At 65.8% G+C, this 23,732-nt stretch carries 24 protein-coding genes; 12 read left to right on the forward strand and 12 right to left on the reverse strand.

The window, feature by feature from the left end:
- Window positions 1–7 precede the first annotated feature (7 nt).
- Both P2G67_RS13550 and murA read right to left on the reverse strand, forming a co-directional pair.
- The gene (locus P2G67_RS13550) at window positions 8–574 is read right to left on the reverse strand and encodes a DUF2948 family protein (protein WP_275823773.1); all 567 of its coding nucleotides are present in this window, start codon (window positions 572–574) and stop codon (window positions 8–10) included.
- Window positions 575–585: 11 nt separating this feature from the next.
- Window positions 586–1,866, reverse strand: a complete 1,281-nt coding sequence (gene murA, locus P2G67_RS13555; protein ID WP_275823774.1) for a UDP-N-acetylglucosamine 1-carboxyvinyltransferase — start codon at window positions 1,864–1,866, stop codon at window positions 586–588.
- Between murA and P2G67_RS16390 the strand changes: the two genes are divergently transcribed.
- Window positions 1,865–2,878 (forward strand): DUF6134 family protein, encoded by a 1,014-nt coding sequence (locus P2G67_RS16390; protein WP_322099711.1) that lies wholly within the window; start codon window positions 1,865–1,867, stop codon window positions 2,876–2,878. The two genes, murA and P2G67_RS16390, sit on opposite strands and share 2 nt — an antisense overlap.
- 23 nt (window positions 2,879–2,901) lie before the next feature.
- Here P2G67_RS16390 and P2G67_RS13565 read toward each other — a convergent pair whose 3' ends face one another.
- Window positions 2,902–4,122 carry an aminopeptidase P family protein gene (locus P2G67_RS13565; RefSeq protein WP_275823775.1) on the reverse strand — a complete coding sequence of 407 codons (1,221 nt, stop codon included), beginning with the start codon at window positions 4,120–4,122 and terminating at the stop codon, window positions 2,902–2,904.
- An 83-nt stretch (window positions 4,123–4,205) separates the two neighbouring features.
- On the opposite strand from P2G67_RS13565, the gene P2G67_RS13570 reads away from it, so the two are divergent.
- A complete protein-coding gene (locus tag P2G67_RS13570) occupies window positions 4,206–5,168 on the forward strand; it encodes a LysR family transcriptional regulator (protein ID WP_275823776.1) in 963 nt (320 codons plus the stop codon).
- A 29-nt stretch (window positions 5,169–5,197) separates the two neighbouring features.
- Here the strand turns inward: P2G67_RS13570 and P2G67_RS13575 are convergent, their stop codons facing one another.
- The 5 genes from P2G67_RS13575 to P2G67_RS13595 form a co-directional block, all read right to left on the reverse strand.
- The gene (locus P2G67_RS13575; RefSeq protein WP_275823777.1) at window positions 5,198–6,049 is read right to left on the reverse strand and encodes an ABC transporter permease; all 852 of its coding nucleotides are present in this window, start codon (window positions 6,047–6,049) and stop codon (window positions 5,198–5,200) included.
- A 4-nt stretch (window positions 6,050–6,053) separates the two neighbouring features.
- The gene (locus P2G67_RS13580) at window positions 6,054–7,319 is read right to left on the reverse strand and encodes an ABC transporter permease (RefSeq protein ID WP_275823778.1); all 1,266 of its coding nucleotides are present in this window, start codon (window positions 7,317–7,319) and stop codon (window positions 6,054–6,056) included.
- 63 nt (window positions 7,320–7,382) lie between these two features.
- Entirely contained in the window at window positions 7,383–8,468 is a 1,086-nt protein-coding gene (locus tag P2G67_RS13585) for an ABC transporter substrate-binding protein (RefSeq protein WP_275823779.1), read from the reverse strand.
- A gap of 452 nt (window positions 8,469–8,920) precedes the next feature.
- On the reverse strand, window positions 8,921–9,553 hold the full coding sequence (locus P2G67_RS13590) for an SGNH/GDSL hydrolase family protein (protein WP_275823780.1): 633 nt from the start codon (window positions 9,551–9,553) through the stop codon (window positions 8,921–8,923).
- 77 nt (window positions 9,554–9,630) lie between these two features.
- Window positions 9,631–11,412, reverse strand: a complete 1,782-nt coding sequence (locus P2G67_RS13595) for an IlvD/Edd family dehydratase (RefSeq protein WP_275823781.1) — start codon at window positions 11,410–11,412, stop codon at window positions 9,631–9,633.
- A 442-nt stretch (window positions 11,413–11,854) separates the two neighbouring features.
- Here P2G67_RS13595 and dctP point away from each other — a divergent pair, with 442 nt between their 5' ends.
- From dctP to P2G67_RS13610, 3 genes are all read left to right on the forward strand, one after another.
- A complete protein-coding gene (gene dctP, locus P2G67_RS13600; RefSeq protein WP_275823782.1) occupies window positions 11,855–12,880 on the forward strand; it encodes a TRAP transporter substrate-binding protein DctP in 1,026 nt (341 codons plus the stop codon).
- A 74-nt stretch (window positions 12,881–12,954) separates the two neighbouring features.
- Entirely contained in the window at window positions 12,955–13,554 is a 600-nt protein-coding gene (locus P2G67_RS13605) for a TRAP transporter small permease subunit (RefSeq protein WP_275823783.1), read from the forward strand.
- The gene (locus P2G67_RS13610) at window positions 13,555–14,883 is read left to right on the forward strand and encodes a TRAP transporter large permease (RefSeq protein WP_275823785.1); all 1,329 of its coding nucleotides are present in this window, start codon (window positions 13,555–13,557) and stop codon (window positions 14,881–14,883) included. It abuts the gene before it with no gap.
- Here the strand turns inward: P2G67_RS13610 and P2G67_RS13615 are convergent.
- From P2G67_RS13615 to P2G67_RS13630, 4 genes are all read right to left on the reverse strand, one after another.
- Complete coding sequence (locus tag P2G67_RS13615) at window positions 14,880–15,512, reverse strand: 2-dehydro-3-deoxy-6-phosphogalactonate aldolase (RefSeq protein WP_275823786.1); 633 nt, start codon at window positions 15,510–15,512, stop codon at window positions 14,880–14,882. The genes P2G67_RS13610 and P2G67_RS13615 overlap by 4 nt on opposite strands.
- Entirely contained in the window at window positions 15,509–16,459 is a 951-nt protein-coding gene (locus tag P2G67_RS13620; protein ID WP_275823787.1) for a 2-dehydro-3-deoxygalactonokinase, read from the reverse strand. Before P2G67_RS13620 ends, P2G67_RS13615 begins: the two co-directional genes overlap by 4 nt.
- A gap of 82 nt (window positions 16,460–16,541) precedes the next feature.
- Window positions 16,542–16,931 (reverse strand): rhodanese-like domain-containing protein, encoded by a 390-nt coding sequence (locus P2G67_RS13625; protein ID WP_275823788.1) that lies wholly within the window; start codon window positions 16,929–16,931, stop codon window positions 16,542–16,544.
- A 106-nt stretch (window positions 16,932–17,037) separates the two neighbouring features.
- The gene (locus P2G67_RS13630; RefSeq protein WP_275823789.1) at window positions 17,038–17,499 is read right to left on the reverse strand and encodes a hypothetical protein; all 462 of its coding nucleotides are present in this window, start codon (window positions 17,497–17,499) and stop codon (window positions 17,038–17,040) included.
- A gap of 249 nt (window positions 17,500–17,748) precedes the next feature.
- Here P2G67_RS13630 and P2G67_RS13635 point away from each other — a divergent pair, with 249 nt between their 5' ends.
- From P2G67_RS13635 to P2G67_RS13665, 7 genes are all read left to right on the forward strand, one after another.
- Window positions 17,749–19,044, forward strand: coding sequence for an NAD(P)/FAD-dependent oxidoreductase (locus tag P2G67_RS13635; RefSeq protein ID WP_275823790.1), 1,296 nt, complete (start codon window positions 17,749–17,751; stop codon window positions 19,042–19,044).
- Window positions 19,045–19,061: 17 nt separating this feature from the next.
- A complete protein-coding gene (locus P2G67_RS13640; RefSeq protein ID WP_275823791.1) occupies window positions 19,062–19,418 on the forward strand; it encodes a DUF5368 family protein in 357 nt (118 codons plus the stop codon).
- Window positions 19,419–19,557: 139 nt separating this feature from the next.
- Window positions 19,558–20,541: a thiamine pyrophosphate-dependent dehydrogenase E1 component subunit alpha gene (locus P2G67_RS13645; protein WP_275823792.1), complete on the forward strand. Its 984-nt coding sequence runs from the start codon at window positions 19,558–19,560 to the stop codon at window positions 20,539–20,541.
- Window positions 20,542–20,567: 26 nt separating this feature from the next.
- Entirely contained in the window at window positions 20,568–21,587 is a 1,020-nt protein-coding gene (locus P2G67_RS13650; protein WP_275823793.1) for an alpha-ketoacid dehydrogenase subunit beta, read from the forward strand.
- Window position 21,588: 1 nt separating this feature from the next.
- Window positions 21,589–21,831 (forward strand): biotin/lipoyl-containing protein, encoded by a 243-nt coding sequence (locus tag P2G67_RS13655; RefSeq protein WP_275823794.1) that lies wholly within the window; start codon window positions 21,589–21,591, stop codon window positions 21,829–21,831.
- The gene (locus P2G67_RS13660) at window positions 21,824–22,588 is read left to right on the forward strand and encodes a lipoyl protein ligase domain-containing protein (RefSeq protein ID WP_275823795.1); all 765 of its coding nucleotides are present in this window, start codon (window positions 21,824–21,826) and stop codon (window positions 22,586–22,588) included. The genes P2G67_RS13655 and P2G67_RS13660 overlap by 8 nt, the downstream gene beginning before the upstream one ends.
- A gap of 69 nt (window positions 22,589–22,657) precedes the next feature.
- Window positions 22,658–23,638 carry a ferredoxin reductase family protein gene (locus P2G67_RS13665; RefSeq protein ID WP_275823796.1) on the forward strand — a complete coding sequence of 327 codons (981 nt, stop codon included), beginning with the start codon at window positions 22,658–22,660 and terminating at the stop codon, window positions 23,636–23,638.
- The last annotated feature ends 94 nt before the right edge of the window (window positions 23,639–23,732 follow it).

Below are 23,732 nucleotides of genomic sequence, written 5' to 3' on the forward strand. Positions count from 1 at the left end.
CCTGGGCTCAGTCCGCCTCCGCTGCTTCGCGGTGCTCGGGGACGGACCAGGTGGGCCAGGGCTCGCCCAGGTCGGTGAGGTGGCAACGGATGTCCGCCAGGTCGAGGCGGATGCGCGCGCCCCCGGAGAAGTGCAACGTGATGCACTTAGGCTCACTGGCGATGGTCAGGAGATTGAGGAACTGGTCGCGCGCCGTGAGGTCCACGCCCTGGGTCTGGACGCGGCGCACCTTGTCGAAGACCAGCGCGGCGTTGCTGCGCCAGTTGACCGGCCGGGGGTCGGCATCCTCAAAGCTGGCATCGCCCGCAGCACCACCAGCAGCGTCGGCGCCGCTCTCGCCCTGACTTTGCGTCTGGGCCGTGCCCTCGGCGCCGCCATCCACATCCAGCGCGTCCTTGCCCGCCCGCTCCCACAGGAAGCGGTTCAGCACCATGACGAAGCGCTTCTCCCGCTTCATCCAGCGTATGTCGCGCAAGGGCACAAGCCCATCCTGGACGCAGGCGGCAATCACATCCATGTCCGCCACGCCATGCGCGCGCAGTTTCAAGGGCGCCGGCGGCGCCCCCTCTCCCATCCGCGTGTCAGTCAGCTCGTTAATCGTTCAATCTCCGCCCCGCAAGCGGCCAGCTTGGCCTCGATTCGCTCATAGCCTCGGTCGAGATGATATATTCTGTTGATCACAGTTTCACCCTCTGCGGCCAATCCGGCCAGCACGAGGCACACGGAGGCCCGCAGATCCGTGGCCATCACCTCGGCCCCAGTGAGCCGCCGCTCCCCGCGTACAAGGGCAGAAGCCCCGTGTATCGTGATGTCCGCACCCATGCGAATCAGCTCCGGCACATGCATGAAACGATTCTCGAATATCGTTTCCGTGATCATCGACGCGCCCTCGGCGGTGGTCATCAGCGCCATGAACTGCGCCTGCAGGTCGGTGGCAAAGCCAGGAAAGGCCTCCGTCATCACGTCACTGCCGCGCAGGCGACCATTGCGCCGTCGAGCCAGCAGGGTGCCATCGCTTTCCTCCACCGTGACGCCCGCCTGCCGCAGTACTGCGATCGGCCGCTCCAGGTGCGCCGCCTGGGCGCCGACCAAGCGCAGCTCGCCATCGGTAATCGCTGCGGCCATCAGGAAGGTTCCCGCCTCGATGCGGTCGGCAATCACCGGATGGCTCGCCCCCTGCAAGCTGCCGCAGCCGCGGATGGTGATGATCTCGCTGCCTTCGCCCTCGATTTCAGCCCCCATAGCACGCAGACAAACGGCAAGGTCGCTGATCTCAGGCTCGCGCGCGGCATTGACGAGACGGCTTTCCCCCTGGGCCAGGGCGGCCGCCATCATGGCGTTCTCCGTGGCGCCGACGGAGATGGTGGGAAAGACCACCTCGGCGCCGGTCAGGCCCTTGGGGGCGCTGGCATGGATATAGCCGGACTCAATGGCGATCTCCGCACCCATGGCCTCCATGGCCGAGAGGTGCAGGTCGACCGGCCGGGTGCCGATGGCGCAGCCGCCCGGCAGCGACACCTCGGCTTGCCCGAAGCGGGCCAGCAGCGGCCCCAGCACCAGGACCGAGGCACGCATCTTGCGCACCAGATCGTAGGGCGCGCGCTGGGAGGCCACATGGCTCGCCTGGATCTCGAGCACCTGCCCCTGCTCCCCCGCCGCGGGCTGCACTTCCGCAACCTCCGCCCCAAGGCCAGCGAGCAGCTGGCGCATGGAGGCGATATCCGCCAGGCGCGGCAGGTTGCTCAGGCGCAGCGGCTCGGAGGTGAGCAGGGCAGCCGCCATCAGCGGCAAGGCGGCATTCTTCGATCCACTGATCTGGATCGCGCCGTTGAGCGGACGGCCGCCGCGAATGAGAATTCGGTCCATGAGTTCCGGGCAGGTTGTTAATCGGTGGTGCCGCGCGAGCCGCGGTCAGGATTTCCCCTCGTCCGAGGACGGGGCCCGCTCGACCCGCGCACGGGCCTGCGCCTTGCGCTTGCGCAGGTTCTCGCGCAAGGCGGCGGCCAGCCGCGCCTCGCGCTCCTGCTGCTTTGCGCCCTGCGCCGACGGCTTGGCCTTCACCGGGGAGCTGGTCTCGTCCTTCGACATGGCCGGCAATCTCAACCGGGAATGGGGCGAGGTCAAGGCGCCGGAATGGATGAGCTGGCACAAAGCTGCCCTGCTTGCTCTTGACCTTGGCGCGGGCGAGCCGATCTCATGCAGCATGATCGCACGCAGACCCTTCCTCCTCGGCCTCGCCGCCACCGGACTGTCGGCGCTGATGCCGCCCGCAGCCTGGGGCACGGTGCCCGAGGTGGTGGACGAAACCTATTTCGCCATCCGCCTGGGTAACGCCACCATCGGCCAGCATTTTCTGCGCGTTCGCCGGCAGGGCTCGGAGGTCGTCGCTCAGCAGGAGGGAGAGGCCACGGTGCGGATCGGGCCGGTGCCGGTGACCCGTATTCGACAATCGAGCACCGAAGTCTATCGCGAGGGTCTCCTGCACAGCCTCGAGATCGCCAACGAGAGCGGCTACTATGAGCCGCGCCGACGCAGCATCACCGCGCGCGCCGAGGGCGATGTCATCTATCTGGTGGACAATCAGGGGCGGGATTACGAAATCCCCCGCGACGCCATGCCGGGCAGCGGCTGGCGCAAGGCCTCACTGCAGGCTCCGGTGCTGATCTCGCCGCGCAACGGCAAGCCGCGCGAGCCTGCCGTCCACACCCACGGCACCCAGTCCATCGAGACTCCGGCCACCGGGCCGATAGAAGCCGAGCACTGGAGCCTCGAAGGCGACGACATGGATTCCCGCCTCTGGTACGAACCGGGCAGCGAGCGGCTGCTGCGCATGATCCTGAACTACGAAGGCCGCGACATCGAATACCTGCGCGAGTAGCGCCCCCCAGCCGAGCGACCGCCTTACCCGCCCTTGCCCGGAACGATCAAATGCTCCGGCCCGTAGGGGAAGCCGGTGATGTTGCGGTTGCCCTCCTCGGTAATCACGAGAATGTCGTGCTCGCGATAGCCGCCGGCGCCCGGCTGGGACTCCGGCAGGGTGATCATGGGCTCCATGGAAACGACCATGCCCGGCTCCAGCACCGTCTCGCAGTCCTCGCGCAACTCAAGGCCCGCCTCCCTGCCGTAGTAGTGGCACAGCACGCCGAAGGAGTGCCCGTAGCCGAAGGAGCGATACTGCAGCAGGTCCTCCGAAGCGTAGAGCGCGTTCAATTCCATGGCGATGTCCGAGCATTTCCGGCCCGGGACCAGAAGCTCCTTGCCCCGATCGTGGACCCGGCAGTTGAACTCCCAGAGCCGCAGATGGGCATCGCTCGCCGTTTCGGCGAAGAGCGTGCGCTCCAGGGCCACGTAGTAGCCGGCCACCATGGGAAAGCAGTTGAGCGAGAGGATGTCGCCGCGCTGGATGCGGCGGCTGGTGACCGGATTGTGCGCGCCGTCGGTGTTGATGCCGGACTGGAACCAGGTCCAGGTGTCCATCAGCTCGGCATGGGGCCAGGACCGTGCGATCTCCCGCACCATCGTTGCCGTTGAGTGCAGCGCCACCTCATGCTCCGGCACGCCCACCGCCGTCGCCTCCACGCAGGCCGCCCCACCCAGATCGGCGATGCGCGCCATTTCGGTGATGTGGGCGATCTCCTCCTGGGACTTGATCATGCGCAGGCGCATGGCCGGGGCGGCGATGTCGACGAACTCGACGCCGGGAAACTCCCGCTCAAGCAGCTGCATCAGCTCCAGGTTGACGTGGTCGAACTCGATGCCGATGCGCTTGGCGCCACCCACCAGCTTGCGCACTGCGTGGAAGTAGTTGGCCCGGTTCCAGTCGGTGTAGGTGACATTGTCGCCAAAGCTGCGCCGCCAGGGCTGGCCGCCGTCGATCCCGGCGCTGATCGTCGTGGCCGTCTCATGGTCGATCACCAAGCCATAGCGGCGGCCGAAGTAGCAGTAGAGAAAGTCGGAGTAGTAATTGATGTTGTGATAGGAGGTGAAGAGCGCGGCGTCGATGCCCGCCTCCGCCATGTGCCGCCGGATGGCATCCTGCCGGCGCTGCATCTCCGCGGCCGAGAAGGTCGGCTGCACCTTCTCACCGTTCCCACGATAGTCCTGAAAGCGCTCGCGCTCCATCTCTGCACCCCGTTTGCATCAAGTTTTATTCAAGACTGAGGTAGATCCAGTCGCCTTGTCAAAGGAACCTTTCTCGTGCCAGCATGAGTTTGCTTCATAATGCTGGGGCGATCGAAATGCATCCGCCGCTCACCGCCCTGCGCGCCTTCGAGGTTGCGTCGCGACATGGCAGCTTCTCCGCTGCAGCCGAAGAACTCTGCGTCACCCAATCGGCCGTCAGCCATCAGATCCGCCACCTGGAAGACTGGATGGGCGCGCCGCTTTTCGTTCGCGGCAAGGGCAACCGGCTCAGCCTGCTGCCGCATGGAGCGGCACTGGCGCAAACGCTCACGCACTCTTTCGCCGAGATCGACGCGGCCTGCCGTCGGGCACGCCAGGCCAAGGATCCCCCCAGCCTGGTGATCGCCGCCATCCCCTCGCTGGCCGTCTGCTGGCTGATCCCCCGCCTCACCGACTTTCGCCGGCGGCACCCGGAGGTGCACCTGCGGGTGGTCTATGCCCTGCATGGCCAGGCAATTGATTTCGCCGACGTGGACCTGGCCCTGATATTTTCCAAGGCAGGGCCGCCGCGCCTGGACGGCGCACGCGCCACGCCCTTTCTGCCCGGCGCCAGCGCTCCAGTGTGCAGTCCTGCGCTGGCCGCGACCATGCGGCGCGGCGAGGACTACGACCTGAGCGATGCCCTGCTGTTGCACGATTCTGGCGTGGGCGGCTGGCAGCGCTGGTTCGTCCGGGCCGATCGACCGCTGCCCGGGGCCATCGACGGACCGGTCTTCGAGGACTTCAATCTGCTGCGCGCCGCCGCACTGGCCGGCCAGGGCGTCGCCCTCTGCCCCCTGGCCGTGATCGCCGATGACCTGCGCGACGAGCGGTTGGTGCCGCTCTCCGCGATTACGGTGCACGACGACAGCGGTTACTACCTCTTGGATAGCCCACCGCTGGGCAGCGCCACCCACGCAGCGGCGAAGGCCTTTCGGGAGTGGCTTTTTGCCAACCGGGACAATGCCGATCCCGTGACCGTCCCTTTCGCCTCTGCCGGGAACTGACGGCGACCGCTGTTGCGCCTGCATGGATATCACGACTGGCCGGACCGCAGGCGGGCCGAGCGGCGGCGGAGCCATTCCGCGGTCAACAGCAACAGGACGGACAGGACGATCAGCAACGTTGCGGCGGCCAGGATATCGGGGCTCAACTGTTCCCTGATCCCCGACCACATCTGGATTGGCACGGTGCGCTGATCGAACCCGGCAAGGAAAAGCGCAATGACCGGCTCGTCGAAGGAAATCACGAAGGCGAAGAGCGCGCCGGAGAAGATGCCGGGGCTGATCAGCGGCATCACCACCTTGAAGAAAGTTCTGAATGGAGTCGCGCCCAGACTGGCGGCGGCCCTGAGCAGACCCCGGTCGAAACCCGACAGCGTCGCGGTGACGGTGATCACCACGAAGGGCGTTCCCAGCATGGTGTGCGCGATGATGATGCCGGGCAGGGTCTGCGCCAAACCGATCTGCGAATAGAAGAAATAGGTGCCCGCCGCCACGACAATGAGGGGCACGATCAGCGGGAGCAGCACCACACTGGTGACACTCTTGCGAAAGGGCATGTAGGGACTGCTGAGCCCCAGCGCCGCCAGCGTTCCTAGAAAGGTCGAAAGCGCCGTTGCTGCCAGTGCGATTGCCAGGCTGTTGCCGATGGCAAGGCGCCAATTTGGATTGGTCACGAGCTCCTGATACCAGCGGATCGAGAAGCCGTCGCTCTGGAAGGTCAGCATCTCCCGGGTGAAGGTGAAGTAGGGCTGAGCGTTGAAGGAAAGCGGAATGATCACAAGGATCGGGAGCATCAGGAAGGCATAAACCGACACGCACAGCAGGCGGTAGACGACGCGCCAAACCTTGTAGCGCAGGCCATAGTGGTCGTTCTGATCAGCCATCGCCCTACCCCAGCCGTATGCTGTCGCCGCCAAAAACGCGGCTGTAGAGCAGATAGAGCAGCAACACCGCGACCAGGATGACCCCGGACAGGGCCGCCGCCAGCCCCCAGTTGAGGGACTGCTGAATGTGGTAGGCCACGAAGCTGCTGATGAACTGGCCCGTGCGCCCCCCAACCAGCGCCGGCGTGATGTAGTAGCCGATGCACAGGATGAAAACGAGAATACAGCCGGCGCCGATCCCGGGTTTTGTCTGGGGCAGATAGACCCGCACGAAGGCCAGAAAGGGCGGTGCCCCGAGAGACGCCGCCGCGCGCATGTGCACCGGCGGTATGCTCTTCATCACGCTGTAGAGCGGCAAGACCATGAAGGGCAGCATGATGTGGGTCATGGCAACGATTGTGCCGGTCATGTTGTGCATCATGCGCAGCCGCCCATCATCGGAGATCAGGCCGAGCGCCACCAAAAGGTCGTTGAGCACACCCTGTTGCTGGAGCAGCACGATCCAGGCGGCCGTGCGCACCAGCAAGGCCGTCCAGAACGGCAGCAGCACGAGGATCAGCAAGAGGTTGCCGACGTGTGGCGGGCTGTTGGCAATGTGATAGGCGATCGGGAAGCCGAGCAGCAGGGTCAGGAGCACGATCAGCGCGCTGGCCCAGAGCGTTCGGCCAAAGAGCATCAGGTGAATCTGCTCGTATTCCGGCCGGGCCACGATTTCGCCCATCGCATCGTAGCGATGGTCAAAGGCACCGAGATAGTGGCGGAGCGTGAAGGCCTCCCCCATGATCTTGAGCGTCGACCAGAACTCCTGCTCGCCCCACTGCGGATGGATCGAGATCAAGCGATCCTGAAAGCTGCCGTCCGCCGCCGCGTCGTCGCCATCGAGCTCATTGGCCGTCCGCAGCAGGATGGTGCGCGCGCCGGCGATTTCGTGATTCAACTGCAGGGCAAGAGAACCAAGCGTGCCCGCTTCGTTGAGGTCCAGCAGTTCACCTGCAACGCTCGCATAGGCGGCTTCCGGCGGCAGTCCCTCGAAGTCCCAGGTGTCCAGCACTCTCATGGTTTCCGGCAGGGAATCGGCCACCTTCGGGTCGTAAAAGCTTCTGGCCATCATGTCGACCAGCGGCAGAGCGAAGAATACGACGATAAAGGCCAGCAACGGCATGGTGAGCGCGAAGGCTCGAAGCCTGTGGCGGCGGGTGGTCCGCCGCAACCGGCGCTTCAGCGACGCGTCAAGGACGGGCGCCGCGCCCTCTGTCAAAGTGGTGGACAAGGAAGCCCCCCGCAAGAAGCCGACCCGGGTGGGACGTCAAGCCCCACCCGGCCTCTGCCTAGCTTAGCGCGCAAGCCAACTGGTGAAGCGATTCTCCGTGCGATCTCCGTGATCCGCCCACCAGGACGCATCGAACTTCAAGGCGTTGGCGAAGTTGTCCGGGTGCGTGGGCAAGGTACGCGCGATCTCGTCCGGGATCGTTTCCAGGGCCGACGTGCGCACCGGGGCGTAGGGGATGTACTTCGTCTGTTCAGCCATCCGCTCCGGCTGCGAGGCGAAGCTGATAAAGTCCCGTGCCAGCTCCACATTCTCACCCCCCTTGGGAATGGACCACATGTTCAGCATCCACATCTGGTGGTCCCAGACGATCTTCACCGGCAATTCGTCTTCGTCGATCGCTGACTGGATCCGCCCGTTCCAGGAGACGGTCATGGCCACCTCGCCGTCTGCCAGGATCTGGACACTTTGCGCCCCGGTCTCCCACCAGACCGCGTCGTCCTTCACCTTCTCCAGGACGGCAAAGGCCCGGTTCATCCCTTCCTCGGTGCTGAGGACATCGTAAACATCCTCCGGCGCAACGCCGTCGGCCATAAGCGCGAACTCGAGCGTTCCCTGCGCCTTGCTTTGGATGCCTCGGCGCCCCGGAAACTTCTCGACATCAAAGAAATCGCTCAGAGTCGAGGGCTTCTCGTCCTGCTCAGCGAACTGGCGTTCGTCATAGGCATAGACAGTCGAGAAGATGATCGTGCCGATGGCGCATTCGCTGAAGGTGCCCTCGATAAAGTCGTCCTCGGCCGGCGTGCCGTCCGCCGCCGCCGGCATGGCGGTGACGTCCACTTCCTCGAACAGCCCTTCGGCACAGCCTCGGATGGCCTGGTGCTCCTCCACATCCGCAACATCCCAATGGACATTGCCGGCTTCTACCTGGGCCCGGATCGGACCGAGGTCGAAGTTGTAGTCAGCGGAATTCACGGTCACGCCCGCCTCGTCCATGAAGGGCTTATGATAGGCCTCGACCTGGCTGTTGGAGTAGGCACCCCCACCCGATACCACCGTAATCGACTGGGCACCTGCAGCGCCGGCCGCACCAAGGATCACGGCCATTCCGGCTGCCATGGCCAGGGCAGACCTGAAGTTTCGTCTCGTCATCAGCTTTCTCCCTCCCGTCCTTCTGTCCAGCGCTCCAAGCGCAATCTCTTGACGGCAGCAAAGGTGTTCTAACAACCATTCCCGGCATCGCCTGGCCCTGCTCGTTGTGACAAGGAGAAGAACAGGCGAGATACAATTGAATGATTAACCGATACCCAGCATCAAAACTGCCGTCAGGCCTAAGCTCTATTCCTGCAAATCGGCGTTGTTTTTGGCAACAGCACGACAGCATGAACCTTTCGTCACCTCATCAATCTACCGTTTTTACTTTTATTCTTACGGATAGATTGCTGAAGTATTCAGCGTAGGAGCGCCAATTTCTGCTGTCAAAAGAGCAAATCTCGCCGCATTATGAGATTGCCTCATAAGCTGGAGCGGGCGCGCGCTTTCCCCAGCGGCCAGAAGCCAGTTCATGCGTCACCGGCTGCCCTACCCACTCGAATCCGGGGGATTTAACGGCGGATGGACTCCGCCACGGCCGCGCCCAGCGCCTGGTGGGCCGAGGGTTGCAGGTGGATACCATCAGTCGGGCTTACGGTGGCAACCCAACCGGCATCGAGGAACTTGAGTCCGCGGGCATCCGCCAGGGTGCTGTAGTGGGTGGCCAACTCCCGGCTGACCGCAGTTGCACCCCAGAACTCGCCGGCCAGCACGCCGGTTTCCTCCACCGAAGGCGGGCAAATCAGCAAGATCTCGAACCCGCCGTGCCGCGCCTGAATATCTGGCCAGAGCGCGATGTCCAGCAGGCCGGCAATCCCGGCCGTCACTCGCTCAGGCGTCGGGGCGAAGCGGGTCTTGCAGTCGTTGGTGCCGAGCATCAATGCCAGGAGATCGATGGGACCGTGACTGAGCAGGGCCATGTGCAGGCCGTTACGCCCGTTCATGTGCGCGCCCATCACCGGATCGTCAAACTGGGTGGTACGCCCCGGCAGCCCCTCTTCCACCAGCGACCACTCCGAGCCGAGGGCTGCGGCGCAGACCGTGGGCCAACGCGCCTGCGGGCCATGGCGGGCATAGTCGCCGCGCCGAACAATGGGCTTCAGGCCATGGGTGTTGCTGTCACCAAACGCGAGCAGGCAGGGCATGGCTGGCGTCCCTCTCGCTTCTCTCAAAGCCCAGGCGCAGGGGCGAGATCAACTCCCCTGCGCCCATGAGCCACGAGTCAGTGGTTGTCGCGCGGCAGGTTGCGGGCCACCCGCTGGTAGGCCGTCGCCAGTTCCAGGCAGCCGCCTTCGGCGAGCTGGCCCACATTGGCGCGATAGATCTCCTGCCAGGGAGTATAGTTTTTGATCTCCGGCGGCGTCCAGGCGGCGCGTCGGGCCTCCCACTCGCCGTCGTCCACCAGGGCATCCATGGTCGACCTGTTGAGGTCCAGGCGCACCCGATCGCCCGTCTGTAGCAGTGCGAGCCCGCCGCCCACCACCGATTCCGGCGAGGCATTGAGGATAGAGGGGCTTTCAGAGGTGCCTGACTGGCGCCCGTCCCCCACGGTGGGCAGATGGGTGACGCCCTCGCGCAGCAGCGCATCCGGCGGCTGCATGTTCACCACCTCGGCCGAGCCGGGGTAGCCGACGCAGCCGACGTTGCGGATAAAGAGGATGGTGCGGTCGTCGATCTCGAGCGCGGGGTCGTTGAGGCGATCATGATAGTCCTCCGGCCCCTCGAAGACCACGGCGCGGGCCTCGAAGATATTTTCCTTGCCCGGCTCCGAGAGATAACGCTGGCGGAAGTCCTCCGAGATCACGCAGGTCTTCATCAGCGCCGAGTCGAAAAGGTTGCCCGAGAGCACCAGGAAGCCGGCCTTCTCGCGCAGCGGCTCGGCGCAGGTCTTGATCACCTCTGTGTCCTGGCTCTCCCAGTTGGCCAATGTCTCGCGCATCGGCTTGCCGGCCACCGTCATCGCGTCTTCGCGGATGTAGCCCGCCTTGCGCAGCTCGCCCATCACCGCCGGCACGCCGCCGGCGCGAAAGAAGGATTCGCCCAGATACTCACCCGCCGGCTGCATGTTCACCAGCAGCGGCACCTCGAAACCAATCTTCTGCCAATCGGTGACGTGCAGGTCGATGCCGGCATGGCGCGCCACGGCCTGGAGATGCGGCGGCGCATTGGTGGAGCCGCCGATGGCCGAGTTCACCACGATGGCGTTCTCGAAGGACTGGCGGGAGAGGACGTCGGAGGGCTTAAGGTCCTCGTAGACCATCTCGACGATGCGCCGGCCGGTCTCATAGGCCATGGCCATGCGCTCGCGGAAAGGCGCGGGGATTGCGGAACTTCCCGGCAGCGTCATGCCCAGGGCTTCGGCCATGGCGTTCATGGTGCTGGCGGTGCCCATGGAGTTGCAGTGACCGAGCGAGGGCGCGCTGGCGCAGACGCGGTTCATGAACTCGTCGTAGTCGATCTTGCCTTCGGCCAGCAGGCGTCGGCTTTCCCAAACGATGGTGCCCGAGCCGGCGCGCTTGCCCTTCCACCAGCCGTCGAGCATAGGCCCGCCGTTGAGCGCGATCGCCGGCAGGTCCACCGTCACTGCACCCATCAGCATGGCCGGCGTGGTCTTGTCGCAGCCGGTGGTCAGCACAACGCCGTCGATGGGATAGCCGTAGAGCACCTCGACCAGGCCGAGGTAGGCCAGGTTGCGGTCCAGCGCCGCGGTGGGCCGCTTGCCGGTTTCCTGGATCGGATGGACGGGGAACTCCATGGGGATGCCGCCGGCATCACGAATGCCCGCCTTCACCCGCTCCTTCAAGAAGACGTGGATCTTGTTGCAAGGGGCCAAGTCGCTGCCGGTCTGGGCGATGCCGATGACCGGGCGCTCGCCCTGCAGTTCGTCGCGGGTGTACTCCTGGTTCTGATAGCGCTCGACATAGAGCGCGGTCATCCCTGGATTGTTGGGATTGTCGAACCACTCCTGCGAGCGGAACTTCTTGTGTGCGCGAGTATCTCCCATCGGGTCCTCCATCCGGCGCAAGGCCATTGCTCCATCGCAGCTTAGGGCGCGTTGGAAAGGCTTGGCAAGTAATTGTCCGATGAATGCCTGGAACGCGGTTCTTTGGTAAGCCGCGCAGGCCAGATTGTACCCAGCTTGAGTGCCAAGCCGCACCAGTTCGCCTCACAACCATCACACGCAGAATCGTTGACAGGGCATCAAACTCTTGGCAAGCAATCGTCGGATGAATAGCGCAAAGAGGGAGCGGCCAATCGCTTCCGGAGGCAGTCCACGGCCCTTGGCAGTTCCAGCTGATCTCGACGGATAGACCCATCCAGCCACTCCGATGGCTGGCTTGGCTGCCGATGTGGCGGAACAGGAACGCAAGGGCTAGTATCCGCCGCATGCTTGTGCTGCTCACGCGAGTCACAAAGCGACAACAGAGAATTTGGGAGGAAGACTTATGAAATCCACACTCGGAAAAGGCCTTCTGGCCGGCGCGCTTCTCACCTGCGTCTCCACGGTCGCCATGGCGCAGGACTTCGAATTGCAGATTCAGTCCAGCGATCCGGCGGGCGACCCCAACTACCAGCTCTGGCAGGGCTGGGCCGAAGAGGTGGGCGAGCGCACCGACGGCCGCGTCAAGATCAACATGATGTCGGTGGGCTCGGTCGTCGACTTCCAGGAGACGCTCGACGCCGTGGGCGCGGGCATCCTGGACGGTCATGTCACCGACACCTCCTACTTCGCCGGCAAGGACCCGGCCTTCGGCCTGATCGGCAACCCGACGGGCGCCTGGTCGGACCCGCGCGAGATGCTGAAGTTCTTCAACGAGGGCGGCGGCAAGGAGCTGATGAACGAGTTGGTCGAGCCCTACGGCACCTACTTCGTTGGCGCCACGACGCCGGGCCTCGAAGCCTTCGTTTCGGACGTGCCGCTTGACGGCGTGGATGATCTGGACGGCCTGAAAGTGCGTGCCCCGGCCGGCCTGGTCCAGCGGGTCTTCGGCGCTGCCGGTGCTTCGCCGGTGAACCTGCCCACCTCGGAAGTTTTCACCGCCCTGGATAAGGGCGTGGTGGATGCGGCCGACTACAGCGTGTTCCACGTAAATCAGGACCAGGGGCTGCATGAGATCGCACGGCACCCGGTCTATCCCGGCTTCCACTCGATGCCGCTGATCGAACTCTCGATCAACCGTGGCGTCTGGGAGTCCATGCCCGAGGACATCCAGCAGATCTTCGAGGAGTCGGTCGCCGACCTGGCCCAGCGCCAGATGGAAGCCGTCGATGCCAAGGACGCCGCAGCCATCGAGGAAGCCGAGGCCCAGGGCGCCACGGTACACGACTGGCCGGCCGAGGAGCGTGCCCGCTTCCGCTCGATCGCCATGGGCGAGTGGGAGGAAATCGCCACCGAGTCGGAGAACGCTCAGAAGGTCTATGACACTCTGACCAAGTTCCTCCGCGAGGAAGGGCTGCTCAGCGACGAGTAGGGTCCCCTTTGGCAGGCCCCGGCCGCGCGCGATCGCGTTGGCCGGGGCCTTGCTTTGCAGACGGTGAACGAGACATGGCAGTCGATCCAAGGCCCCCGGAAGAGCTCGACCCAAAGCTCAGCGCGACCAGCGAGGGGGCAGGCAAGACAGCCCCGGAAGCCGGCATCCTCGGCCGGGTCATAGAACGGATCGGCTATGTCTTTGCGGCAGCCATCGTTCTGGCCGCGATCATTCTCGTATTCGAGATCTTCATGCGCTATGCGCTGAACAAGCCCACCCTCTGGGTGCACGAGACGAGCATCTTTCTGTGCGCCGTTTCCTTCGTCTACGGCGGGCTGTTCTGCGCATCGCGCAACAGCCACATCCGCGTCGTGTTGATCTATGACGCGTTGTCACCAGCCTGGCGCAGGCGCTTCGACATCGTCATCTACCTGATCAGCGCCGGCGCGGCGACCTTCTTCGCCTGGGCGGCCTGGCTGATGGTCAAGCAGGCCTTCTGGACCCCTTCGGGATCCTTCCGCATGGAGGGAACCGGCACGGCCTGGAACCCTCCCACTCCGGCCCTGATCAAAGGCTTTCTTTTCCTGGTCCTGATCGGACTGGCGCTGCAGTTCCTGGTCCTGGCCGTCAATCACGCCCGCCGGCATCGCCGCGGCGACAACAGGACCGCCTAGATGCCCGAGTTGCTGGATTTCACGCTCAATCTCAAGGCGCTGGGCATAGGCTATGGCACCCTCTTGATGTTCGTCATGCTGCTGACCCTGCTGCTGACGGGCATGCCGCTGGCGCTGGTGACGCTGCTGGTGGCGCTCTTCTTCGCGGTCGGCTGGTTCGGGCCCATGGCGGTGCCGCTGATCACCAGTCGCGTGTTCAGCTTCGTCACCTCCTTCGTCTTTGTCTCGGTGCCGATGTTCGTGCTGATGGCCGCGGTGCTCGACCGTTCCGGCATCGCGCGCGATCTCTTCGACGCCATGAAGCTGATTTCCAACCGCCTGCGCGGCGGCGTGGCGATCCAAACGATCTTCGTGGCGGTGATCCTGGCGGCGATGAGTGGCATCATCGGCGGCGAGATCGTGCTGCTGGGCCTGCTGGCGCTGCCGCAGATGCTGCGGCTGGGCTACGACCGCAGCCTTGCCATCGGCGTGGTCTGCGCCGGCGGCGCGCTGGGAACCATGATCCCGCCTTCCATCGTGCTGATCATCTATGGTCTCGCGGCCAACGTCTCGGTCGGCGACCTCTTCACCGCATCCTTCCTGCCGGGCCTGATGCTGGCGGGCTTCTATGTCCTCTACGTCCTGGCACGCGCCTACTTCTCGCCCCACACCGTGCCCGACCCCGACCCGGAAGTGATGCCGATGAAGCAGAAGATCGCGCTGCTGCGCGGTCTGATTCTGCCGCTGCTGGTGGTCGCCTTCGTGCTGGGCTCGATCTACGGCGGGCTGGCGTCGGTGACCGAGGCTTCGGCAATCGGCGCGGCCGGGGTGATCCTGGCCACCATCGTGCGCGGCGAGTTCTCCTTCGATCTGCTGCGCGGCGCCGCCATGCAAACCCTCGCCACCGTGGGCATGATTGTCTGGATCGGCATCGGCGCCAGCGCCATCGTCGGCGTCTTCAACCTGATGGGCGGCATCGACTTCGTCAGCTCGTTGATCATCGGCATCTCCGAAAAGCCGCTCTTCGTGCTGCTCTTCATGATGCTGATCCTCTTCGTGCTCGGCATGTTCCTGGACTGGGTCGGCATCGCCCTGCTCACCCTGCCCATCTTCGTGCCGATCATCGTCGAGTTGGGCTACGACCCCGTGTGGTTCGGCGTGCTCTTCTGCATGAACATGCAGGTGTCCTTCTTGTCGCCGCCCTTCGGGCCGGCCGCCTTCTACCTGAAGAGCGTGGCGCCGCCGGAGATTAAGCTGGGCCACATCTTCCAGGCGCTGCTGCCCTTCATTGGGCTGCAGATCGCCGCGCTGGCACTGTTGATCACCTTCCCGGGAATTACGGGGCGTTAGCCAAAGACCTCATCATAGGCCTGGATCGCCCGGCGGGCTCGCTCGCGCACACTGGCTGCGCTGTCGCCGGGCTTGTAGAGGCTGGAGCCCAGGCCGAAGGCGCGGATGCCAACCTTGGCATAGTCGGCAAAGTTCGCTTCCGACACGCCGCCCACGGCACAGAGCGAGGTTTCCGGCGGCAGCACGGCACGGATGGCCGCGATGCCGGCCGGCCCCAGAACGCTGGCCGGGAAAAACTTGAGCGCCGCTGCACCGCTGCGCAGGGCCAGCAGCGCCTCGCTGGGTGTGAAGGCGCCGGGCAGCGCGATCAGTCCCTGAGCACAGGCAGCCTCGATCACGGCCGGGTCGGTGTTCGGGCTGACCATCAGGCGCCCGCCCGCCTCGGCAAGGCGGCGGCAGTCATCGGGCGTCAGCACCGTGCCGGCACCGATCAACGTCTGCCCGCCGAAGCGCCTGGCAACCCGCTCGATCGAGTGGAAGGGCTGCGGCGAATTGAGCGGAATCTCCACCGCCTCGAAGCCCTCTTCGATCAGGGCTTCCACCACCGCTTCCGCCTCGTCGGGTCCGAGGCCGCGCAGGATGGCGACGAGGTCGCGCTGGAAGGCAGGCCAGGGCGGCGTTTTAGTCATGCGCTTGCTCCCTTGAGCCAGAGTTGCGCCGCCGCCTGGGCCAATCCCTGACGCACCGCCACCTCGGCATCGACGCTGCGCACCCTATAGCCGCATTCGGCAAGGGCAGTGGTATAGAGCTCCCCCAGGCGTCCGGAACCGAGCAGGGTGATGTCACCCGGCCCACCATAGAGCGCGCGTGCGGAGGCAATCTCGGCACCCACCAGCAAACCGGAGAGCCGAGCTGCGCCCTCGGCCTGCTGCGCGAAGCCCAGCAGCTGGCCCGCCCGCAGGCCGAAGAGCCTCGCCCAGCCGGCAGTGGGATCAGCCTGCACCGCCGTCACGGCGTTGCGAAATCCGGGATCCTCGCCGGATCCGGCCGGAGCCTCAGGGTCAAGGGCATGGCGCAGGATCGACTGCTGCGCGAGCAGCGCATAGAGCTCGCCGGTCATGAAGGTGGAAAAGGCGACGATCTGACCGGCCTCGATCTGCACCCACTTGCAGTGGGTGCCCGGCAGGCAAACCAGGCCCGAAAAGCGCGCGGCGTCGGCTCCAGCGATGGCGCCCAGCAGCTGGGTCTCCTCGCCGCGCATCACCGAGGGCGCCTGTTCAACGGCATGGGCGATACCGGGCAGGATGCGCACATCACGCCCCTCGACCGGAACCGCAATGGCCTGCCCGGCCAGTTCGGCCAGCGCCGCGGGCGTGGGCAGGTAGGCGGCTTCCACCCAGCCCTGCCGCGCTCCTGCCATACCGCAGATCAGCACCGGGAGGTCAGCCGGCGCCTCGACCGCAGCCAGATGCTTCTGCAGAACGACCGGAAAGCCTGGGCCGGCCGCGCAATGCTGCATGCCTTCCTCGCTGCGCCGCGTGGCCAGGGGCCGGCCGTCGGCCGCCATCAGCCAGAGGCGGAAACTGCTGGTGCCCCAATCCACGCCCACAAAGGCCGCCTCGGCGACTGCACTCACACCCTTCTCCCCAAACGTCTCAGTCCCACACGACGCGACAAACTAGCCGCTCCCCGCGCTGCTGCGCCACGGCAAAGCGGGTTCAGCCCTTGGGTGCCTCGACCGCGCCACCCGCCTCGCGCCAGGCGGTGAAGCCGCCGCCGATGTGCGCCACCGGCGCCAGCCCCATCTCCGCCGCCGTCTTTGTCGCCAGCGCCGAGCGCCAGCCGCTGGCGCAGTAGAAGACGAACTCCTTGGCCTCACCGAAGATCGATTTGTGGTAGGGGCTTTCCGGGTCGATCCAGAACTCCAGCATCCCGCGCGGGCAATGGAACGCGCCGGGGATCCGCCCCTCCCGGGCCAATTCGCGCGGGTCGCGTAGGTCGACGTAGCAGACCCTGTCGTTGCCGTGGCGGGCGATGGCTTCGGCGGCGGATAGCGTGGTGATCTCGCGCTCCGCCTCGGCGAGCAGGTCCTTGTAGCCGCGTTTCATTCTGGATGCCTTTTCGTCTCAGGTCGTGATCCGAAGGGCGACCGTAAAGCAAGCAGGACATTGTGACCACAGGCCCCTACAGCGGTGAAATTCGCTTCCGGAAGGGCTACCGCGTGCAGCGGAACTGATAGGTGATGTCCATGCCCTCGGGAAGGCGATCGAAGGCTGGGCCGTTGCCGGCGCGCAGGTGCTGGGTTCCGCTAGCCCCTTCCAGACCGGCGCTGTATTGGCTCATGTCACCCAGGGAATCGTACATGGCGAACATCGCCTGCTCAAAGGCGTGGTCCTTGGAGAACTGAAGCACTGCCGCACTCAGGGCCGGCAGCTTTCCCTCCTTCGCATCCGCCAATCCGGCAAAGCTCAAAGTCAGGCGCAAACCCTTGCCTTCCGCACGCATCCGGAAGGCGTCCTCGCGCTCGCCGCAGCGCACGTCAGTGAGGGGGACGGACTCCTCTCCCCACTGCAGCGTGCCGGCCACTTTCCTGTCCCTGTCCTGATCGGCCAGCGCCGGCACGGCGGCACACAGGAAGATCGCCGTCACAAGTTTGAGGAGGTGCTTTGCGTTCAACCTGATCTCCTGTTTCTGCGCTCGCCCAGCGACGATGCTTCCCTCGCCCACTTGAACGACATCAGCCAGCCCTATCTTGCCTGCACAGCTGGACATCCGCCCCCTGCGAACGAAGGGGCAGCGCAGCGGCCCGGCTCGGCCGTGGGTCTTTGCGGCAGATCAAGGTGATGGCTCGCTTTGGCTGCAATGGTCAGCTCTACGGCACCATCGGGTGCGCGACTGCGGGCCCGGTCAAAGCGGAGATGCGCCATGCAGCGACGTCAGTTCCTTCTGGGTTCCCTCGGCGCCGCCGCCCTGGCCAGCCTGGGCCGGCCGGCCGCGGCGGCGCCCACCGCCGAGGTGAGCGTTCGCATAGCCATAGCGGGGGCCGGGGCCGCCGGTCTCTCACTGGCCGCGCGATTGCGTCGCCAAGCACCCAACGCCAGCATCACGCTGGTGGACGCGCGGCGTGATCACTACTTTCAGCCCGGCTTTACCTTGGTGGCTGCAGGCCTCTGGCGCCCCGAAGCGGTCATCGAGCGGACCGCCACCTACGTGCCTGCCGGGGTGGACTGGATCCAGGACGCCGTGGCCGCTTTCAAACCGGAAGACAACCGCATCGTCACCGCCTCCGGCCAGGAGATTGACTACGATTTCCTCTTCGTGACCACCGGCCTCGCGCTCGACTACGAGGCCATCGCGGGCATGGAAGAGGCGCTGATCGGGCGCGAAGGCATCGGCAGCGTCTATGCTGGTCCGTCTGCGGCTGCAGCCACCGCGGCGGCCATGGATCGCTTCGTCGAAAACGGCGGCGTCGGCCTCTTTGGTCGGCCGGACGGCGAGATGAAGTGCGCCGGAGCGCCCCTCAAGATGACCTTCATCACCGAGGACAAGGCCCGCCGGGCGGACCGGCGCAGCAGGGTGGAACTGATCTACAACGCCCATTCCGATGTGGTTTTTGCCGTGCCTCCGGTGCACGACAAGGTGTCGCAGCTCTTTGCCGAGCGCGGCATCGCCGTCAACCGCTCCCACTTGCTGACGGCGATCGATCCGGGACGGCGCGAAGCGACCTATGCCACGCCCGACGGTGAGGTCACGCTCGGCTACGACTTCATCCATGTGGTGCCGCCCATGCGCGCGCCAGCGGCCGTGCGCAACAGCCCGCTGCCCTGGCAGGAGGGACCGCTGGCCGGCGACGGCTGGGTCGAAGTTGAACGCCACAGTCTGCGCCACGCTCGCTTTGCCAATGTCTTCGCGCTCGGAGATGTGGCCGGCGTGCCGCGCGGCAAGACGGCCGCCAGCGTCAAATGGCAGGTGCCCGTCGTGGCCGCAAACTTCATCGACGAGTTGAATGGCAGGGAGCCGCAGGCCAGCTACAACGGCTACACCTCCTGCCCCCTGGTCACCCGATACGGCCGCGCCATGCTGATCGAGTTCGACTACGAGGGACAGCTCGTCCCCTCCTTTCCCTTCATCGCACCGCTGGAAGAGCTCTGGGTCTCCTGGCTGATCGAGGAGAAGGGATTGCAGGGCGCCTACCGCGCCATGCTGCGCGGCCTGGCCTGAAGCAGGGAGCGAAGATTATGTCCGACATGCACCCCCTCGTCCTATTCGCCATTGCCCGCGAGAGTCTTGGCGCGCTGTTCTGGCCAGCCGTGGTGCTGATGCTCCTGCTTGCGCTCGGCGTGCTGCTGGCAATCGTTCGCGCCTTACGCCGGGGGCAGGGGCTGCGCGGCGGCCTGCTGATCGCCCTTGTGGTGGGTGCCGTCGTAACCGCCCTGATCACGCCCCTGATCCCAACCTGGACCCACGCAGCGCTCAGCGACCTCCGTTCCCTAGTCGACGTCGCGGTGGCCCTTGGCCTGGCAGCAATCCCGGGTCTTCTGGCGGCCAGCCTGGCCTTCATCGTCGCAACCTTCGTCGGTGCGGCACGCGCATGAATTGCTCGTCTCCGCATCATACGCTTTTTGACCGATATCAACTCCATCCCGTCAAACCGCGTTCATACTGAAAGCGTCCAAGAGCCCGGGCCGCAATGGCGAGAACAGAGGCTCCACCAAGAACCCAAGGAGGAAGCCCATGCCCAGCAAGGCGCAGTTGCTCTGGATGTACGAGGCCATGGAGAAGGCGCGCTACTACGAGGACACCATGGCGACCGTCTACATGGAGGGAAAACAGCCCAAGTTCGACATCGGCGCCGGAACGGTGCCCGGGGAAATGCACCTGGCCGCCGGGCAGGAACCCTGCGCCGCCGGGGTGTGCGTGCATCTCCGCCCCGAGGACACGGTCACCGCCCCCCATCGTCCGCATCATGTCGCGATTGCCAAGGGCGTCGATCTGAACAGGATGACCGCCGAGATCTTCGGCAAGAAGAGCGGCCTGTCCGGCGGCCGCGGCGGGCATATGCACCTCTTTGACCCGGCGGTGAACTTCGCCTGCAGCGGCATCATCGCCGAGGGCACCGGCCCCGCCGTGGGCGCGGCCCTGGCCGCCAAGCTGAAGGGCAGCGACGCGATTTCGGTCAGCTATATCGGCGAAGGTGCCGCCAACCAGGGGGCCACCCACGAAGCCCTCAACCTGGCAGGCTTGTGGAAACTGCCGGTGGTTTTCGTGATCGAGGACAATGCCTGGGGCATCTCGGTGCCCAAGAGCAAGGCCACCGCCATTGCCGACACGAGCCAGCGCGCCGCCGGCTACGGCATGCCGGGCCATCACGTGGCCGACAACGACACCCTCGCGCTCTTCGAGGTGGCCGGGGAAGCCGTGGCGCGGGCGCGCCGCGGCGAGGGGCCGAGCCTGATCGAGGTCGAGACCTACCGCTACTACGGCCACTTCCAGGGCGATCCGGAACTCTACCGCCCGAAGGGCGAGGTCGAGGCCCTGAAGGCCAAGGACCCGATCGAGCGTCTGCGCAAGGCCATGCTGGAGGGCGGTGAGATCACGGCCGAGGAGGCCGACGCCGCTCGCGATCGCGCCAGGCAGGAGGTGGACGAGGCTTACGCCTTCGCCCGGGCCGCCGACTATCCGGCGCCGGAAGAAGCCCTGACCCACGTCTTCGCCTGAGCGGCCAGCCCTTCAAGGAGAGCGTCATGTCGAGCAATCGTCAGTTGACCGTTTCGCGCGCGATGGCCGAAGCCATCGCTCTGGAAATGCGCACGGACCCCAGCGTCTTCGTCATGGGCGAAGACATCGGCACCTACGGCGGAATCTTCGGTGCGACCGCCGGGCTGTTGGACGAATTCGGCGAGGAGCGGGTGCGTGACACCCCCATCTCAGAGACCGGTTTCATCGGCGCCGGCGTCGGCGCCGCCATGGCCGGCATGCGCCCGATCGTCGAGTTGATGTTCGTCGACTTCTTCGGTGTGTGCATGGATTCCATCTACAATCTGGCCGCCAAGAACACCTACTTCTCCGGCGGGAACTGCAAAGTCCCCATGGTGATCATGACCGCCACGGGCGGCGGCTACTCCGATGCCGGCCAGCATTCGCAGACCCTGCACGCCACCTTCGCCCACCTGCCCGGCATGAAGGTGGTGGCCCCCTCCAACGCCTATGACGCCAAGGGCCTGATGGCCGCCGCGATCCGCGACGACAGCCCGGTGGTCTTCATGTTCCACAAGGGCCTGCAGGGCCTGGCCTGGATGGCCTCGCCCGAGGAGGCGGCCACCGCGGTGCCGGAGGAGGCCTACACCCTGCCCTTCGGCGAAGCCCGCGTGGTGCGCGCCGGCAAGGACGTGACCCTGGTCACGCTCAGCATGATGGTCCATCGTGCCATGGACGCGGCCCGCGCCCTGGAAAAGGATGGCATCGATGCGGAGGTGATCGACCTGCGCTCACTGGTGCCACTCGATCGCGAGACCATTCTGCAGTCCGTCGCCAAGACCGGGCGCCTGGTGGTGGTCGACGAGGACTACCGCAGCTACGGCCTGACAGCGGAGGTGATCGCCAGCGTGGTCGAGAAGGATCCCGGCCTGCTGAAGGCGCCGCCGCAACGCCTGGCGGTACCCGACGTGCCGATCCCCTATAGCCGTCCCATGGAGCAGTTCGTCCTGCCCAACGCGGAGACCATTGCGGCAGCGACGCGCATCACCCTGGGGAAGGCTGGCTGAGATGACGGATGTCACCGTTCCCGAAGACCTCTGGGACGCAAACAAGACGCCCGAGGGCATCGTTGCCAACTGGTTCTACAGCGACGGCGCGGAGGTGCCGGAGGGCGCGACCCTGGCCGAGCTGATGGTGGAGAAGTCCAGCTTCGACATCGCGGCACCGGCCGCCGGAACGCTGCGGATTGTCGTGCCCAAGGACGGCACGGTCCGCCCCGGCTCGGTGATCGCCCGGCTGGAGAGTGGTTAAGGGCCATCCACCGCTGCTGCTGAAGGAGCGATTCTCCACGGCAGCAGCGGGCCTGCAGCGTCAGGAGCAATTGGCGGGAGCACTCGGGCCGGAACGCCCGGTGCTCCTCCTGGCCTGGCAGGCGCCGCAGGCCCTGATCCTGGGGCACAGCGATACGCGCCTCCCCGACCTGCCCCGGGCCCGAAGCGCGCTGGAGGCGGCAGGCTGGCCGCTTCTGGTCCGGCGCAGCGGCGGCAGCGCCTGCCCGGTGGGTCCCGGTACGCTGCAACTGGCCCTGGCCCGGGTGGCACCGGCGGACTTCTCGATGGACGCCGGCTACGGCGAACTGGCCGGCCTTCTGGCAGCCGTCGGTGCCAGCTACGGGCTTGCGTTCGAGGTCGGCGAATGCGCCACGGCCTTCTGCCCGGGTCGCTGGGATATCGCCCTTGCGGGCCGCAAGCTGGCCGGGCTGTCGCAGCGCTGGCAGCAGCGCGGAAACCTGCGGCTGGTGACAACTGCGGCCTCGCTCAACGTCTCGGCCGATCCCCACAGCCTCGCGGCCTGCGTCGAAACCTTCTATCGCCATGCCGACGCACCACGACCCTGCTCTCCCACCACGCTGCACAGTCTCGCCCAGGCCGTGCCGGAGCATCAGGTGACCTGCGCCAAGTTCCTGCAGCGGCTGGCTGACAGTCTTGCCGGCGGAAGAACTTCTCTGCCAAGTTCCTGCTCAATTGCAGACCAAACCGGCGCCACACGCCAGGAGATCGCCCTGTGAGTCAGCCCCACAGCACCCAGGCCCGCCGCCCCGGCATTCCCCCCCCTCCTGCTGATCGGGCTTTACGGGGTGCTCGCCCTGACGCCGCTGCTGCTGGCCTGGCTGCAGAGGCTGCCCGCGCGCAGCTTCTGGCGCGAGCTTTCCTCCGGCCTGGTGCTGGTCGGCTTTGCCATGCTGCTGGCGCAGTTCCTGCTGTCCGGGCGCTTCCGCTCCCTGTCCGGGCGGGTCGGCATCGACCTGGTGATGCGCTTTCACCAGCTCATCGCCTTCAGCCTGCTGGCCTTCATCCTTGTGCATCCGCTGCTCTACGCCATGCCGCGCCTGGCCGAGAGCCCCGATGCGGCGCTGGCCAGTCTGGTGCGGATGTTCAGTTCACAGGGGCTGCGCAGCGGGGTGATCGCCTGGGTCCTCCTGCTCCTGCTCGTCCCCCTGGGCATCTTTCGCGACCTGCTGCCCCTGCCCTACGAAGCCTGGCGGTTGAGCCACGGCCTGGGTGCGGCTGCCATTGCGGTGCTGAGCACCCACCACACGCTGCGGGTGGGCACCTACAGCGACAATCCCTGGCTGGCCGGCTTCTGGCTGATCCTGACCGGACTTGCGCTCCTGTCCCTGGTCCAGGTCTATCTGATCAAGCCGCTGGCCCAGCGCGGCACCCCTTGGCGTGTCATCGGCAACCGGCCGGTGGCCGAGCGCATGTGGGAGATCCGGCTCGAGCCCGAGGACGGAAAGGCGCCGCCCTTCGAGGCCGGCCAGTTCGCCTGGCTCAACCTCGGGCACTCCGCCTTCAGTCTCACCGAGCATCCCTTCTCCATCTCCTCGGCGCCGGCGGAGCGCCCCCAAATTGCCTTCACCATCAAGGAGAGCGGCGACTTCACCCGGCAGATCGGCAGCATCCCCGTGGGCACCCGCGCCTACCTCGACGGACCGCACGGCACCTTCTGCCTGCATGGTCGGCCGCAGCGGCCCCTCGTGCTGATCGCCGGCGGCGTGGGATTCGCGCCCATCATCGGCATGCTGCGCCAGCTGAGGACCTCTAACAACCGGGTTTGATGTTCTGAAGCAGCCAAGCCGCGCCGTGCTTCAGTATTGCGCTCGCCTTACCCTGCAGCCTCGGCGGGGCTATGGAGGTCGGCGGTCCTCTCTG

It is taken from the genome of Aquibaculum arenosum (assembly GCF_029222965.1).
Taxonomy (GTDB): Bacteria; Pseudomonadota; Alphaproteobacteria; order Kiloniellales; family DSM-21159; genus Aquibaculum; species Aquibaculum arenosum.

Coding starts and splice junctions, on each gene's coding strand:
- P2G67_RS13550 (WP_275823773.1), bottom strand. CDS start 574: ATGGGAGAGGGGGCGCCGCCGGCGCCCTTGAAACTGCGCGCGCATGGC.
- P2G67_RS16390 (WP_322099711.1), top strand. CDS start 1,865: ATGAGTTCCGGGCAGGTTGTTAATCGGTGGTGCCGCGCGAGCCGCGGT.
- murA (WP_275823774.1), bottom strand. CDS start 1,866: ATGGACCGAATTCTCATTCGCGGCGGCCGTCCGCTCAACGGCGCGATC.
- P2G67_RS13565 (WP_275823775.1), bottom strand. CDS start 4,122: ATGGAGCGCGAGCGCTTTCAGGACTATCGTGGGAACGGTGAGAAGGTG.
- P2G67_RS13570 (WP_275823776.1), top strand. CDS start 4,206: ATGAGTTTGCTTCATAATGCTGGGGCGATCGAAATGCATCCGCCGCTC.
- P2G67_RS13575 (WP_275823777.1), bottom strand. CDS start 6,049: ATGGCTGATCAGAACGACCACTATGGCCTGCGCTACAAGGTTTGGCGC.
- P2G67_RS13585 (WP_275823779.1), bottom strand. CDS start 8,468: ATGACGAGACGAAACTTCAGGTCTGCCCTGGCCATGGCAGCCGGAATG.
- P2G67_RS13590 (WP_275823780.1), bottom strand. CDS start 9,553: ATGCCCTGCCTGCTCGCGTTTGGTGACAGCAACACCCATGGCCTGAAG.
- P2G67_RS13595 (WP_275823781.1), bottom strand. CDS start 11,412: ATGGGAGATACTCGCGCACACAAGAAGTTCCGCTCGCAGGAGTGGTTC.
- dctP (WP_275823782.1), top strand. CDS start 11,855: ATGAAATCCACACTCGGAAAAGGCCTTCTGGCCGGCGCGCTTCTCACC.
- P2G67_RS13605 (WP_275823783.1), top strand. CDS start 12,955: ATGGCAGTCGATCCAAGGCCCCCGGAAGAGCTCGACCCAAAGCTCAGC.
- P2G67_RS13610 (WP_275823785.1), top strand. CDS start 13,555: ATGCCCGAGTTGCTGGATTTCACGCTCAATCTCAAGGCGCTGGGCATA.
- P2G67_RS13615 (WP_275823786.1), bottom strand. CDS start 15,512: ATGACTAAAACGCCGCCCTGGCCTGCCTTCCAGCGCGACCTCGTCGCC.
- P2G67_RS13625 (WP_275823788.1), bottom strand. CDS start 16,931: ATGAAACGCGGCTACAAGGACCTGCTCGCCGAGGCGGAGCGCGAGATC.
- P2G67_RS13635 (WP_275823790.1), top strand. CDS start 17,749: ATGCAGCGACGTCAGTTCCTTCTGGGTTCCCTCGGCGCCGCCGCCCTG.
- P2G67_RS13640 (WP_275823791.1), top strand. CDS start 19,062: ATGTCCGACATGCACCCCCTCGTCCTATTCGCCATTGCCCGCGAGAGT.
- P2G67_RS13645 (WP_275823792.1), top strand. CDS start 19,558: ATGCCCAGCAAGGCGCAGTTGCTCTGGATGTACGAGGCCATGGAGAAG.
- P2G67_RS13650 (WP_275823793.1), top strand. CDS start 20,568: ATGTCGAGCAATCGTCAGTTGACCGTTTCGCGCGCGATGGCCGAAGCC.
- P2G67_RS13655 (WP_275823794.1), top strand. CDS start 21,589: ATGACGGATGTCACCGTTCCCGAAGACCTCTGGGACGCAAACAAGACG.